The organism is Agromyces mediolanus, from assembly GCF_023715325.1.
In the GTDB taxonomy this organism is placed as follows: Bacteria; Actinomycetota; Actinomycetes; order Actinomycetales; family Microbacteriaceae; genus Agromyces; species Agromyces mediolanus_A.
The window spans coordinates 147,373-161,969 of sequence record NZ_JAMBNX010000003.1 but is presented as its reverse complement, the minus strand read 5'-3'; the positions used below and the strand labels follow the sequence as shown (position 1 = coordinate 161,969).

10 protein-coding genes and 1 tRNA gene are annotated in these 14,597 nt (G+C 69.8%); 9 read left to right on the top strand and 2 right to left on the bottom strand.

Features of this window, described 5'->3' with window-relative positions:
• Positions 1-19: 19 nt before the first annotated feature.
• A complete protein-coding gene (locus M3147_RS06970) occupies positions 20-1,477 on the top strand; it encodes a glutamate synthase subunit beta (RefSeq protein ID WP_251202747.1) in 1,458 nt (485 codons plus the stop codon).
• Between the two features lie 67 nt (positions 1,478-1,544).
• A complete protein-coding gene (pyk, locus tag M3147_RS06965) occupies positions 1,545-2,960 on the top strand; it encodes a pyruvate kinase (protein ID WP_251202746.1) in 1,416 nt (471 codons plus the stop codon).
• A 236-nt stretch (positions 2,961-3,196) separates the two neighbouring features.
• On the opposite strand, the gene M3147_RS06960 is transcribed toward pyk, so the two are convergent.
• Positions 3,197-3,279, bottom strand: a tRNA-Leu gene (locus tag M3147_RS06960).
• A gap of 36 nt (positions 3,280-3,315) precedes the next feature.
• On the opposite strand from M3147_RS06960, the gene M3147_RS06955 reads away from it, so the two are divergent.
• The 5 genes from M3147_RS06955 to rpsA all read left to right on the top strand — a co-directional run bounded on the left by M3147_RS06955 (position 3,316) and on the right by rpsA (position 11,103).
• Positions 3,316-3,921, top strand: coding sequence for an ANTAR domain-containing response regulator (locus tag M3147_RS06955; RefSeq protein ID WP_189084931.1), 606 nt, complete (start codon positions 3,316-3,318; stop codon positions 3,919-3,921).
• Positions 3,922-4,075: 154 nt separating this feature from the next.
• A complete protein-coding gene (polA, locus tag M3147_RS06950) occupies positions 4,076-6,754 on the top strand; it encodes a DNA polymerase I (RefSeq protein ID WP_251202745.1) in 2,679 nt (892 codons plus the stop codon).
• Between the two features lie 90 nt (positions 6,755-6,844).
• A complete protein-coding gene (locus M3147_RS06945; RefSeq protein WP_251202744.1) occupies positions 6,845-8,512 on the top strand; it encodes a DUF885 domain-containing protein in 1,668 nt (555 codons plus the stop codon).
• Positions 8,509-9,543: an epimerase gene (locus tag M3147_RS06940; protein WP_251202743.1), complete on the top strand. Its 1,035-nt coding sequence runs from the start codon at positions 8,509-8,511 to the stop codon at positions 9,541-9,543. The genes M3147_RS06945 and M3147_RS06940 overlap by 4 nt, the downstream gene beginning before the upstream one ends.
• 108 nt (positions 9,544-9,651) lie before the next feature.
• Positions 9,652-11,103, top strand: a complete 1,452-nt coding sequence (rpsA, locus tag M3147_RS06935) for a 30S ribosomal protein S1 (RefSeq protein ID WP_251202742.1) — start codon at positions 9,652-9,654, stop codon at positions 11,101-11,103.
• A gap of 61 nt (positions 11,104-11,164) precedes the next feature.
• Here rpsA and M3147_RS06930 read toward each other — a convergent pair whose 3' ends face one another.
• Positions 11,165-11,773 (bottom strand): DUF4126 domain-containing protein, encoded by a 609-nt coding sequence (locus M3147_RS06930; protein WP_251202741.1) that lies wholly within the window; start codon positions 11,771-11,773, stop codon positions 11,165-11,167.
• Positions 11,774-11,820: 47 nt separating this feature from the next.
• Here M3147_RS06930 and coaE point away from each other — a divergent pair, with 47 nt between their 5' ends.
• Together coaE and uvrB are read left to right on the top strand one after the other, a co-directional pair.
• The gene (gene coaE / locus M3147_RS06925) at positions 11,821-12,432 is read left to right on the top strand and encodes a dephospho-CoA kinase (protein WP_251202740.1); all 612 of its coding nucleotides are present in this window, start codon (positions 11,821-11,823) and stop codon (positions 12,430-12,432) included.
• Between the two features lie 72 nt (positions 12,433-12,504).
• Positions 12,505-14,571: an excinuclease ABC subunit UvrB gene (gene uvrB, locus M3147_RS06920; protein WP_251202739.1), complete on the top strand. Its 2,067-nt coding sequence runs from the start codon at positions 12,505-12,507 to the stop codon at positions 14,569-14,571.
• Positions 14,572-14,597: the final 26 nt, after the last annotated feature.

The window sequence follows — 14,597 nt, the reverse complement described above, 5'->3', positions numbered from 1 at the left end:
AACGGTATGGAGGTGACGGGTGGCTGACCCGAAGGGCTTTCTGAAGGTCACCGAGCGGGAGCTGCCCAAGCGGCGCCCCGTCCCGGTGCGGATCATGGACTGGAAAGAGGTCTACGAGCCGGGCGACTCCGCCCAGCTGCGTCGCCAGGCCGGTCGCTGCATGGATTGCGGTGTGCCGTTCTGCCACCAGGGGTGCCCGCTCGGCAACCTGATTCCCGAGTGGAACGACCTCATGTGGCGTGGCGAGGGCCGCGCGGCGATCGAGCGGCTGCACGCGACGAACAACTTCCCCGAGTTCACGGGACGGCTCTGCCCGGCTCCGTGCGAGTCGGCGTGCGTACTCGGCATCAACCAGCCGGCCGTCACGATCAAGCAGGTCGAGGTCTCGATCATCGACCAGGCCTTCGGCAGCGGCTGGGTGCAGCCGCAGCCGCCGGGCCGGCTGACCGGCAAGACCGTCGCGGTGGTCGGTTCGGGTCCGGCCGGTCTCGCCGCCGCGCAGCAGCTCACCCGGGCGGGTCACACCGTCGCGGTCTTCGAGCGCGACGACCGCATCGGCGGATTGCTGCGCTACGGCATCCCGGACTTCAAGATGGAGAAGCGCCACCTCGACCAGCGCCTCGCGCAGATGACGGCGGAGGGCACGCGCTTCCGCGCCGGGGTCGACATCGGCACCGACATCGGCTGGGACGAGCTGCGTTCGCGCTACGACGCGGTCGTCGTCGCGACCGGCGCCATGGTGCCGCGAGACTTGCCGGTCCCGGGGCGCGATCTACCCGGCGTGCACTTCGCGATGGAGTACCTCGTGCAGGGCAACCGTGCGGCAGCCGGCGACCCCGTCTTCGACCAGATCAGCGCGGAGGGCAAGCACGTCGTCGTCCTCGGCGGCGGCGACACGGGCGCGGACTGCATCGGCACCGCCCACCGACAGGGGGCGCTGAGCGTCACGAACCTCGCGATCGGCCGTCAGCCGGGCGAGGCGCGCAGCGCGGGCCAGCCCTGGCCGATGCATCCGACGCTCTTCGAGATGCAGAGCGCGCACGAGGAGGGCGGCACGCGCGAGTACCTCGTGTCGACCGTGGAGTTCCTCGCGAACGACGCGGGCGAGCTCCGCGCGGTGCGCGTGGCCGAGACCGAGTTCGTCGACGGGCGCCGAGTGCCGAAGTCGGGCACCGAGCGGGAGATCCCGGCCGACCTCGTGCTGCTCGCGCTCGGCTTCACCGGCCCGGAGACCGAGACCATCCAGCCGCAGCTCGAACTCGGCGTGACCGACCGCGGCGCGCTCGCCCGCGACGCGCAGTACGCGACCGAACAGCCCGGCGTCTTCATCGCCGGCGACGCGGGTCGCGGGCAGTCGCTCATCGTGTGGGCGATCGCCGAAGGCCGGGCGGCGGCGGCGGCCGTCGACCGGTACCTTGAAGGAGACACGAGATTGCCGAGCCCGATCCCTGCGACGGCTCGCGCCTTCTCCGTCTGAGCGTCGGCGGCGCGAGCCGCCGGCACCGCACCGCGTTCGCGCGGAACACCTGGGAGCACATACGAATATGAGACGAGCGAAGATCGTCGCCACCCTCGGGCCGGCGACATCGAGCTATGAACAGATCCGAGCGATCATCGATGCGGGCGTCGACGTCGCCCGCATGAACCTGAGCCACGGCACGTACGACGTGCACGAGGCCGTCTACCAGAACGTCCGCAAGGCGGCGAACGACTCCGGTCGCGCCGTTGCGGTGCTGGTCGACCTCCAGGGCCCGAAGATCCGCCTCGGCAAGTTCGAGGGCGGACCCTACGAGCTGGCCGAAGGCGACATCTTCAAGATCACCACGGACGACGTCGTGGGCACGAAGGAACTCGTCGGCACGACGTTCAAGGGCTTGCCGCAGGACGTCGCGCCCGGCGACTTCCTGCTCATCGACGATGGCAAGGTCCGGGTGCAGGTCGTCGAGACCGACGGCGTGGTCGTGACCACCAAGGTGATCGTCGCCGGCCCGGTCTCGAACAACAAGGGCATCAACCTGCCCGGCGTGGCCGTGAACGTGCCCGCGCTGTCTGAGAAGGACGAGGCCGACCTGCGCTGGGGCCTCGAGCTCGGCGCCGATCTCATCGCGCTCTCCTTCGTGCGCAACGCCGAGGACATCGTCCGCGTGCACGAGATCATGGACGAGGTCGGCCGTCGCGTGCCCGTCATCGCGAAGATCGAGAAGCCGCAGGCGGTCGATCACCTCGAGGGCATCATCGAGGCGTTCGACGCCATCATGGTCGCCCGCGGCGACCTCGGCGTCGAGCTCCCGCTCGAGGCCGTGCCGATCGTGCAGAAGCGGGCGGTCGAGATCGCGCGCCGACTCGCGAAGCCGGTGATCGTCGCGACGCAGATGCTCGAGTCGATGATCCACAGCCCCGTGCCGACGCGCGCGGAGACGAGCGACGTCGCGAACGCCGTGCTCGACGGCGCCGACGCGGTCATGCTCTCGGGCGAGACGAGCGTGGGCGAGTACCCCGTGATCACGGTGCAGACCATGGCGCGCATCGTCGAGTCGACCGAGAAGCACGGCCTCGAGCGAGTGCCGCCGCTCGGCACGAAGCCGCGCACCCAGTCCGGCGCCATCACGGCGGCCGCGGTCGAGGTGGCCGACTTCGTCGACGCGAAGTACCTGTGCGTCTTCACCGAGTCGGGCGATTCCGCCCGCCGCATGGCGCGCCTGCGCAGCGACATCCCGATCCTCGCGTTCACGCCGGATCAGGCCATCCGCCGTCGCATGGCGCTCTACTGGGGCGTCGACACCTTCGTCGTCGAGCGCGTCACCCACACCGACCAGATGGTCGAGCAGGTCGACGAGGCGCTCGCGAAGTCGGGTCGGGCCGAGGAGGGCGAGACGGTCGTCATCGTCTCCGGTTCCCCTCCCGGCATCCCCGGCACCACGAACGACGTGCGCGTGCACAAGGTCGGCGAGGTCCTCTAAGCCCCGACAACCCTGCGGCGGCCCGATCCCTCGGATCGGGCCGCCGCTGCGCGTGCCGGGTGAGTTCCGGGTGGCCTACTGCCCGTTCGGGCGATTCGTCGAGCCGGTGCTCCGGCGGCACCTCGTGCGCCTGGTCGGGGAGCGCAACCGGCACGTCGCCGCGGCGGCCGGAGCGGGCGTGCCCGGAGCGCGGGCGGCTCCACGACGCGCCCGGGTGAGCCACGGATCGAAGTCGGTGCCGGTGGTGGGGGTCGAACCCACACGCCCTTTCGGGCAAAGCATTTTGAGTGCTCCGCGTCTGCCATTCCGCCACACCGGCCAGAGGCCTCGCTCAGAATACCGTAGGCTTTCTGGCGTGACTGACACCGAATCAACCCAGCCCGCACCGCGTCGCGTGGTGGTGGCCGAAGACGAGTCGCTCATCCGCCTCGACATCGTCGAGATCCTGCGGGACAACGGCTACGAGGTCGTCGGCGAGGCGGGTGACGGCGAGACCGCCGTGCAGCTCGCCACGGAGCTGCGGCCCGACCTGGTCATCATGGACGTGAAGATGCCGCAGCTGGACGGCATCTCGGCCGCCGAGCGCCTCTCGAAGGGGCACATCGCCCCGGTCGTGCTGCTCACCGCGTTCAGCCAGAAGGAGCTCGTCGAGCGCGCCAGCGAGGCTGGTGCCCTCGCCTACGTCGTGAAGCCGTTCACCCCGAACGACCTGCTGCCCGCGATCGAGATCGCCCTCGCCCGCCACGCGCAGATCATCGCGCTCGAGGCCGAGGTCGGCGACCTCGTCGAGCGGTTCGAGACCCGCAAGCTCGTCGACCGCGCGAAGGGCCTGCTGAACGAGAAGATGGGCCTCACCGAGCCCGAGGCGTTCCGCTGGATCCAGAAGGCGTCGATGGACCGCCGGCTCACCATGCGCGACGTCTCGCAGGCGATCATCGAGCAGCTCTCCGCCAAGAAGTGACGCCGGAACGCCCGGCCGACGGCCGCGCGTTCCCTCCGACTCAGGATGCCCCGCCGGCCACATGCCGGCGGGGCATCCGCCGTCTCATGTCCTGCGGCCTTCCCGCCCCGGCCGGCGGGCATCCGGTGTCGGTGGCCGCTTGTAGGCTGTCCGAGTGACGGACGCAGCAAAGCCCACCCTCCTCGTCGTCGACGGCCACTCGCTGGCCTTCCGAGCCTTCTACGCCCTGCCGGTCGACAGCTTCCAAACCCGCGACGGGCAGCACACGAACGCCATCCACGGCTTCCTCTCGATGCTGCTCCTGCTGCTGCAGAACGAGAAGCCCACGCACCTGGCCGTCGCCTTCGACAAGTCGCGGGTCTCGTTCCGCACCCGCGAGTACGAGGAGTACAAGGGCAACCGCGGCGAGACGCCGATCGAGTTCAAGGGGCAGGTGCCGATCCTTCAGGAGGCGCTGAAGGCCCTCAGCATCACGACGCTCGAGAAGGACGACTTCGAGGCCGACGACATCCTCGCGACGCTCGCCGCGCGCGGGCAGGCCGAGGGGTACCGCGTGCTGCTCGTCTCCGGCGACCGCGACACCATCCAGCTGGTGAACGACGACGTCACGCTGCTCTACCCGAACACCCAGGGCGTCTCGCAGCTGAAGCGCTACGACCCCGAGGCGGTCGTCGAGCGCTACGGCGTGCCGCCCCACCAGTACCCCGAGATCGCCGCGCTCGTCGGCGAGACGAGCGACAACCTGCCCGGCATCACGAAGGTCGGCGAGAAGACCGCGGTCAAGTGGCTGAAGCTCTACGGCGACCTGCAGGGCATCCTCGACCACATCGACGAGATCAAGGGCGTCGTCGGCGACAACCTTCGGCGCGAGCGTGAGAATGCGATCCGGAACCGCAAGCTGAACCGGCTCGTGACCGATGTCGAACTCGAACTCGAGCTCGACGAGCTCGAAGCGCGCCCGATCGACGAAGACGCCGTGCACGAGCTGTTCGGCCGTCTCGAGTTCAAGACCCTGCTCGATCGCGTGATGAAGATCGCCCGAGGCGAGACGAACGGTGGCGCCCGCCCTGCCGCACCGGCCGTCGAGCGCGAACCGGCGGCTGCGGCGCCCGTGCCGGCACGGCCCGTCGGCGACGCGCTGGCCGCGTGGCTCGAGCAGGCGCGGCAGGCCGCGCCGGCCGGCCTGGGCCTCCATGTCGAGACCGCGGGCGGCGAGGTCGCGACCATCGGCATCGCCACCGCCGAGTCGTCGATCGAGATCCCGTGGCAGGCCGGGCGCCCGGAGTTCGGTGCGTTCGAGGCCTGGCTCGCGAGCGATGCGCCGAAGATCATGACCGACGCGAAGGCGCAGCTGAAGGCGCTCCTCCGCGGCGGGCTCACGGTCGACGGGCTCGTGCTCGACCCGCTGCTCGCCGCCTGGCTCGTCCGTCCGAACCTGACCGAGAAGAACCTGGTCGAACTCGTCGATCGATACCTCGGCGAGACCGTGCCCGTGGGTGACCCCTCGCAGCTCGTCCCCGAAGAGGGCAGCGACTCCGGGGCCCCGGAGTTCGCCTGGTACTCGCTCCGCCTCGCCCCGCTCGTGCTCGGCGCGCTCGACGAGGGCCCCCGCCGCGTGCTCGGCGAGATCGAGATGCCCCTGGTTCCGGTGCTCGCGGCCATGGAGCTCCGCGGTGTCGCGGTCGACCACGAGGCGCTCGCCGCCCTGTCGGCCGAGCTGGGGGAGCGGGCCGCCGGGCTCGCCGCCGCAGCCTACGCCGAGATCGGCCGCGAGGTGAACCTCGGTTCGCCGAAGCAGCTCCAGGAGGTGCTCTTCGATCAGCTGGGCATGCCGAAGACCCGAGCAACGAAGACGGGCTACACGACCGACGCCGGTGCGCTCGCCGATCTTCAGGAGTCGAACCCGCATCCGTTCCTCGGTCTGCTGCTCGAGCACCGCGACGCCACGAAGCTCCGGCAGATCGTCGAGTCGCTCGACAAGTCCATCGCCGCCGACGCGCGCATCCACACGACGTACGGGCAGATCGGCGCGGCTACCGGTCGCATGTCGTCGAACGACCCCAACCTGCAAAACATCCCGATCCGCACGGAAGACGGCCGGCGCATCCGTGTCGCGTTCCGACACGGCGCCGAGTACACCGAGCTGCTGACCGCCGACTACTCGCAGATCGAGATGCGCATCATGGCGCACCTCTCCGGCGACGCCGGCCTCATCGAGGCGTTCAACGCGGGTGAAGACCTGCACCGCTTCGTCGGCGCGCGCATCTTCTCGGTCGACCCGTCCGACGTGACTCCGCTGATGCGCACCAAGGTGAAGGCGATGTCGTACGGGCTCGCCTACGGCCTCAGCGCCTTCGGCCTGTCGAAGCAGCTGCGCATCGACCGCTCCGAGGCCACCCAGCTCATGAAGGACTACTTCGAGCGCTTCGGTGCCGTGCGCGACTACCTCCGCGGCGTCGTCGAGCAGGCGAAGATCGACGGCTACACCGAGACGATCTTCGGGCGTCGCCGCCCGTTCCCCGATCTGAACAGCCCGAACCGGGTGCTGCGCGAGAACGCGGAGCGCGCGGCGTTGAACTCGCCGATTCAGGGATCGGCGGCCGACATCATCAAGGTCGCGATGACGGGGATCGAGCGCGACGCCCGTGAGCGCGGGCTCGCGTCGCGCATGCTCCTGCAGGTGCACGACGAACTGATCTTCGAGGTCGCATCCGGTGAGAGCGAGGAGCTCGAGGGCATCGTGCGCGCACGGATGGCGAACGCGGCCGAGCTGCTCGTGCCGCTCGACGTCCAGGTGGGCCGCGGCGCGAACTGGGACGACGCCGCGCATTAGCCCGGGTCGCGGCTGCCCCGCCGGCCGGGAGGTCGAAGCCCCGAGTGTCGTTGCCGGTCCGGCTCGGCGCGCGGCGGCTAGGCTCGGCGCATGGCAGAACGCGCGCAGACCGAGATCGATCGCCTGGCGGAGGCCTGGGTCGACACCCTGGTCGACCTCGACCCGACCGTCGGCACCTACATCGGCCGCAGGGAGGCCGACGACCGCCTGCCGGACTATTCGCCGGCCGGTCACGAGCGGGCGACCGAGGCGACGCGCGCGACGCTGTCCGCGCTCAGAGCGGCCCCGGTCGCCGATGAGGTGGATCGGGTCACCCGCGACGACCTCGGCAGCGAGCTGGAGCTCTCGCTCGAGCGCGACGCCGCCGAGCTGCACCTCCGCGACCTGAACGTCATCGCGAGCCCGGCGCAGGAGATCCGCGAGGTCTTCGATCTCATGCCGACCGGCTCGGCGGACGACTGGTCGCGGATCGCCACCCGTCTGGCGGCCGTTCCCGACGCGGTGTCCGGCTATGCCGAGACGCTCCGCGAGGGCATCCGGCGCGGGGTGGTCCCGGCTGCGCGCCAGGTCAGGGAGGTCGCGGCCCAGGCGCGCCGCACGGCGGCGAGCGACGGCTTCTTCGCCGAGTTCGCGGGCTCGGCGAACGCCGACGGCGAGGCGCTGCCCGGCTCGTTGCAGCAGGACCTCGAGCGCGCGGCCAGCGCCGCGGCTGAAGCGTACCGCGGCCTCGCCGAGTTTCTCGAGGGTGAGCTCGCACCCGCAGCCGGGCGCACCGACGGCGTGGGACGCGAAATCTACGCCCTCCAGTCGCGGCAGTTCCTCGGCGCGGTCGTCGACCTCGACGAGACCTACGAGTGGGGCATCGAGGAGCTCGGGCGCATGATCGCCGAGCAGGAGTCCATCGCCCGCGAGATCGTGCCCGGTGGCGGCGTGCGCGAAGCGATCGCCGCCCTCGAGGCTGACCCCGCCCGCAAGCTCATCGGCACGGACGCCTTGCAGCGGTGGATGCAGGAGACGAGCGACCGCGCGGTGGCCGAGCTCGGCGCGACGCAGTTCGACATCCCGGAGGAGATCCGCACCCTCGAGTGCATGATCGCCCCGACGCAGGAAGGCGGCATCTACTACACCGGACCGACCGACGACTTCTCGCGGCCCGGCCGGATGTGGTGGTCGGTGCCCGAGGGCGTGACGGAGTTCGACACCTGGCGCGAACTCACGACCGTCTACCACGAGGGCGTTCCCGGCCACCACCTGCAGATCGGCCAAGCGGTGGTGAACCGCGGCACCCTGAACCTCTGGCGCCGGCAGCTCGCCGGCACCTCCGGTCATGCTGAGGGCTGGGCCCTCTACGCCGAGCGACTCATGGAGGAACTCGGCTACCTCGACGACCCGGCCGACCGCCTCGGCATGCTCGACGGTCAGCGGATGCGCGCGGCGCGGGTGGTGCTCGACATCGGCGTGCACCTCGGCAAGCAGCGCCCCGACGGGGAGGGCGTCTGGACGGGGGACTACGCGTTCGAGTTCATGGGGCGGAACGTCGCCATGAACGACGGCTTCGTCACGTTCGAGGTGAACCGGTATCTCGGCTGGCCCGGGCAGGCGCCGTCGTACAAGGTCGGGCAGCGCATCTGGGAGCAGCTCCGCGACGAGTTGCGCCGACGGGAAGGCGCCGACTTCGACATCCGCCGCTTCCACAGCCGGGCGCTCGCGCTCGGCGGTGTCGGCCTCGACACGCTGCGCTCCGCCCTGCTCGCGTGACGTCCGTTCCGAGTCAGCGCGGCCGGGTCGTCGTCGGAGGGGCGTCCGGGTTCTTGGGTCGGGCGCTGACCGACCGCGCGCGCCGCGCCGGCCGCGAGGTGGTCACCGTCGGCAGGTCCGGAGCCGATCTCGGATGGCACGAGGCGGATGCGCTCGTCCGCGCGGTCGACGGCGCCGACCTCGTCGTCGGGCTCTCCGGGAAGAGCGTCGACTGTCGGTACACGCCGTTGAATCGCGCGGAGATCCTGCGCTCCCGCGTGACGACGACCGCAGCGCTCCGCACGGCGATCGGCCGCGCCGAGCGGCCACCTGCGCTCTGGGCGAACTCGTCGACCGCGACGATCTACCGCCACGCCGACGACCGGGCGATGACGGAGTCGGACGGGGTGCACGGGGAGGGCTTCTCGGTCGAGGTCGCCGAGGCGTGGGAGCGGGAGCTCTTCGCGGGTGAGCTGCCCGGGACTCGACGCGTCGCGTTGCGGACTGCGATCGTCCTCGGCCGGGGCGGCGCGCTCGCCCCGCTCGTTCGGCTGACGCGTCTCGGTTTGGGTGGCCCCCAGCTCGACGGCCGGTGGCCGGCATCAGCGGCGAGGCGTCGTGCGGGCACCGCGCACCGGTTCCGGCCGACGCATGGCCGCCAGTGGTTCAGCTGGATCCATCTGGACGATGTCGTGCGGGCGGTCGCATTCCTCGAGAACCGGCCGCAGCTCGACGGCGCCGTCAACCTGAGCTCGCCGGCCCCGGTCGAGAACCGGGAGCTGATGGCGGTGCTCCGTCGTATCGTCGGCGTCCCCGTCGGGCTGCCGCAGCCGCGCTGGATGCTGGAGCTCGGCGCCGCGGCGATCGGCACGGAGACCGAGCTGGTGCTGAAGAGCCGGCGGGTGCTCCCCGAACGGCTCGAGCAGGCGGGCTTCCGATTCGCGTACCCCTCGCTCGAACCGGCGCTCCGGGCCATCGTTCGCGGACGGTCGCGCAGCGCGTCGCGGGGGAGCGTCGAGGCCGCATTGCCGCGGCCCTCCGAAATCCGTTAGGATGGGATGTCACTCGTGTGACATTCCTGTCCGCATGCCCATCGCGGAACACACACACGCTCTACCTTCGCGACGGGCCCGATATTGTCCATTCGGAGCATTTACTTCATGACAACCGCAACGACCAAGGCGCCCAAGCAGGTCGCGATCAACGACATCGGATCTGCTGACGATTTCCTCGCCGCGGTCGAGAAGACGCTTAAGTTCTTCAACGACGGCGACCTCATCGAGGGCACTGTCGTCAAGATCGACCGCGACGAGGTCCTCCTCGACGTCGGGTACAAGACCGAGGGAGTCATCCCCTCGCGTGAGCTTTCCATCAAGCACGACGTCGACCCCAGCGAGGTCGTCGAGGTCGGCGACACGGTCGAGGCCCTCGTTCTCCAGAAGGAGGACAAGGAAGGCCGTCTGATCCTGTCCAAGAAGCGTGCGCAGTACGAGCGCGCCTGGGGCGACGTGGAGAAGATCAAGGAGTCCGACGGCGTGGTGACCGGTTCGGTCATCGAGGTCGTCAAGGGCGGCCTGATCGTCGACATCGGCCTCCGCGGCTTCCTCCCGGCGTCGCTCATCGAGCTCCGCCGTGTGCGCGACCTCACGCCGTACCTCGGCCAGGAGCTCGAGGCGAAGATCCTCGAGCTCGACAAGAACCGCAACAACGTGGTCCTGTCGCGCCGTGCGCTCCTCGAGCAGACCCAGTCGGAGTCGCGCTCGACCTTCCTCGCCAACCTGCACCCGGGCCAGATCCGCAAGGGTGTCATCTCCTCGATCGTCAACTTCGGTGCGTTCGTCGACCTGGGTGGCGTGGACGGCCTCGTGCACGTCTCCGAGCTCTCGTGGAAGCACATCGAGCACGCCAGCGAGGTCGTCGAGGTCGGCCAGGAGGTCACCGTCGAGGTGCTCTCCGTCGAGCTCGACCGCGAGCGCGTCTCGCTCTCGCTCAAGGCGACGCAGGAGGACCCCTGGCAGGTCTTCGCCCGCACGCACGCGATCGGTCAGGTCGCGCCGGGCAAGGTCACGAAGCTGGTTCCGTTCGGTGCGTTCGTTCGCGTCGCCGACGGCATCGAGGGCCTCGTGCACATCTCGGAGCTGTCGGGCAAGCACGTCGAGCTGGCCGAGCAGGTCGTCTCGGTCGGCGAAGAGGTCTTCGTCAAGGTCATCGACATCGACCTCGAGCGTCGCCGCATCTCGCTCTCGCTGAAGCAGGCGAACGAGGGCGTCGACCCCGAGGGCACCGAGTTCGACCCGGCGCTCTACGGCATGCTCACCGAGTACGACGAGCAGGGCAACTACAAGTTCCCGGAGGGCTTCGACCCCGAGACGAACGAGTGGAAGGAAGGCTTCGAGGCTCAGCGCGAGAAGTGGGAGCAGGACTACGCTGCGGCCCAGGCTCGCTGGGAGGCGCACAAGAAGCAGGTTGCTGCTTCGCTCGTCGCCCAGGCTGCCGACGACTCGTTCTCGGCCGGTGGCGCGTCCTACTCGAGCGACACGGCCGGCGCGGGCACCCTCGCCGACGACGCGTCGCTCGCGGCGCTCCGCGAGAAGCTCTCGAGCAACAACTGATCGCTCCTGCGATCACCGGAAGGCCGGCCCCCGCGGGGCCGGCCTTCCGCCGTTCCAGCGGTCAGGAGCCGTCCGGCTGAGCGCCGGCGGCTCGACCTCGTCGTCGACGTCGCCGGATCAGCCAGATCCCGGCGGTGACGGCGGCTGCGACGGCCAGCAGCACGAGGACCGGCGCCAGGATCGCCGCGACGACGATGAGGATGCTGCCGGCGTCCTCCGCGGTGCTGGCGACGGGTGCGGCGACCCCAGCGGTCGCCGCGTTCAGGATCGGTCGCGCTCCCGCCTTCAGCAGGTGCACGAGGAGTGCGAGCACGACCCCGACCGCGATCGGCACCCACTGCTGCGTGGCGAAGAAGGTCTCGGGATCGGTCACGGCGACCGTCGTCGCGCCGAGGCCCGACCCGAATGCGATGCCGCCCGCCGTCGGACGGACCACGGTCTGCACCACGTCGTTCACCGTGTCGAGTCCCGGCACCTTGTCGGCGAGGAACTCGACGACGAGGAGCACCACGAGAACGAGGAGCACCCACTCGTTCGCAAGCCAGGCCCACGCGGGCGGGAGCTCGACGAGCCCGGTGAAGCGGTCGAGCGCACCGAGGAGCACGAGGGGGATCCACGCGTTCAGGCCGGCCGCGAGGGCCAGGCCGGTCGCCGTCAGCACCTCGAGCATGCGGGCTCCTTCCGCCGCCACGAGTCTCGCACGGCTAGAGTGAGGCTGTGTACCTGATCGGCCTCACCGGCGGCATCGCGTCCGGCAAGTCCACCGTCGCCCGGCGTCTCTACGAGCACGGCGCCGTGCATCTCGACGCCGACCAGCTCGCGCGCAAGGTCGTCGAGCCCGGGACACCGGCGCTCGCGGCGATCGCCGAGACCTTCGGCGAGGGGGTGCTCCGCGCTGATGGGTCACTCGACCGCGAACGCCTCGGCGGCATCGTGTTCGGCGACGACGCGGCGAGGGCGAAGCTCAACGCGATCGTGCACCCGGCGGTGCGCGAGCTCTCCGGCCGCCTGATCGCGAAGGCGGAGGCGGAGAACCCGGACGCCGTCGTGGTGTACGACGTGCCGCTCCTCGTCGAGGCGAACGTCGACCACCCCTTCGACCTCGTGGTCGTGACCGACGCGCCGAAGCGCACGCAGGTGAAGCGACTCGTCGAGCAGCGGGGGCTCGATCCGCTCCAGGCCGAGGCGCGCGTGGACGCGCAGATCGACCGGGACGCGCGCTTGAAGGTCGCCGACGTCGTCATCGACACCGATGGGTCGCTCGGACACACCATGAGCCAGGCCGACGCGCTGTGGTCCAGGGTCACTGCGGAGCTCGCGGCCCGCTGAACCGGTTCGCCCTGCGCGAAGGGATGCCTCGATCCGGCCGTCGTGTCGGTGGCCGAACCTAGACTTGACCGCATGGAATCCACCCGCTCCGTGCGTCCGTTCGAGGTCGTCAGCGAGTATCAGCCGAGCGGCGACCAGCCGCAGGCGATCGCCGAGCTCGCGGCCCGCATCAACGCCGGTGAGACCGATGTCGTGCTGCTCGGCGCGACCGGCACCGGCAAGTCGGCGACCACGGCGTGGCTGATCGAGCAGGTCCAGCGCCCGACCCTCGTCCTCGCCCACAACAAGACCCTGGCGGCGCAGCTCGCCAACGAGTTCCGCGAGCTCATGCCGCACAACGCGGTCGAGTACTTCGTCTCGTACTACGACTACTACCAGCCCGAAGCTTACGTTCCGCAGACCGACACCTTCATCGAGAAGGACTCGTCGATCAACGCCGAGGTCGAACGACTCCGCCACTCCACGACGAACTCGCTGCTCTCGCGGCGCGACGTGGTCGTGGTCTCTACCGTCTCGTGCATCTACGGCCTCGGCACGCCCGAGGAGTACCTGAACGCGATGATGCCGCTGCAGGTCGGCCAGCGGGTCGATCGCGACTGGCTCATCCGCAAGTTCGTCTCCATGCAGTACCAGCGCAACGACATCGACTTCTCCCGCGGCAACTTCCGCGTGCGCGGCGACACCATCGAGATCATCCCGGTCTACGAAGAGCACGCCATCCGCATCGAGATGTTCGGCGACGAGATCGAGGCGCTCTACAGCCTGCACCCGCTGACGGGGCAGGTCATCCAGAAGCTCGACGCGGTGCCGGTCTTCCCCGGCTCGCACTACGTGGCCTCGACCGACGTCATGCAGCGGGCCATCGGCACGATCCGCGACGAGCTCGACGAGCGGCTGGGGGAGCTCGAGCGTGAGGGCAAGTTGCTCGAGGCGCAGCGGCTGCGCATGCGCACCACCTTCGACCTCGAGATGATGGAGCAGATCGGCTTCTGCTCCGGCATCGAGAACTACTCGCGGCACATCGACGGGCGCTCGGCGGGCGAGCCGCCGCACTGCCTGCTCGACTACTTCCCCGACGACTTCCTGGTCGTCATCGACGAGTCGCACGTCACGGTCCCGCAGATCGGCGCCATGTACGAGGGCGACTCCTCGCGCAAGCGCACCCTCGTCGAGCACGGCTTCCGGCTGCCGAGCGCGCTCGACAACCGCCCGCTGAAGTGGGACGAGTTCAAGCACCGCATCGGGCAGTCCGTCTACCTCTCGGCGACGCCGGGCCGGTACGAGCTCGGCATCGCCGACGGGGTGGTCGAGCAGATCATCCGCCCGACGGGCCTCATCGATCCCGAGATCGTCGTGAAGCCCTCGAAGGGGCAGATCGACGACCTGCTCGAAGAGATCCGGATGCGCGCCGAACGTGACGAGCGGGTGCTCGTCACGACGCTCACGAAGAAGATGGCGGAGGAGCTCACCGACTTCCTCACCGAGGCGGGCGTCCGGGTCCGGTACCTGCACTCAGACGTCGACACGCTGCGACGCGTCGAGCTGCTCACCGAGCTGCGTGCCGGCGTCTACGACGTGCTCGTCGGCATCAACCTGCTCCGGGAGGGGCTCGACCTCCCCGAGGTCTCACTCGTCGCGATTCTCGACGCCGACAAGGAGGGCTTCCTGCGCTCCTCGACCTCGCTCATCCAGACCATCGGCCGTGCGGCGCGAAACGTCTCGGGCCAGGTCCACATGTACGCCGATGTGATGACCGACTCGATGACGAAGGCCATCGAAGAGACCAACCGTCGCCGCGAGAAGCAGGTCGAGTACAACCGGGTGAACGGCATCGACCCCCAGCCGCTTCGCAAGCGCATCGCCGACATCACGCAGGTCCTGGCCCGTGAAGAGGCTGACACCGCGGCGCTGCTGGCGGGCCGTGACGCGAAGAAGACCTCACCCGTGCCGAATCTGCGCCGCGAGGGCATCGCGGCCGAGGGCGCGAACGATCTCGAGAGTTTGATCCGCGATCTGAACGGGCAGATGCTCGAAGCGGCCGGCGAGCTGAAGTTCGAGCTCGCGGCTCGGTTGCGCGACGAGGTGTCCGAGCTGAAGCGCGAACTGCGGCAGATGGAGAAGGCCGGCCACCTGGGCTGACGATCGACCGGAGCACACGGAATTCG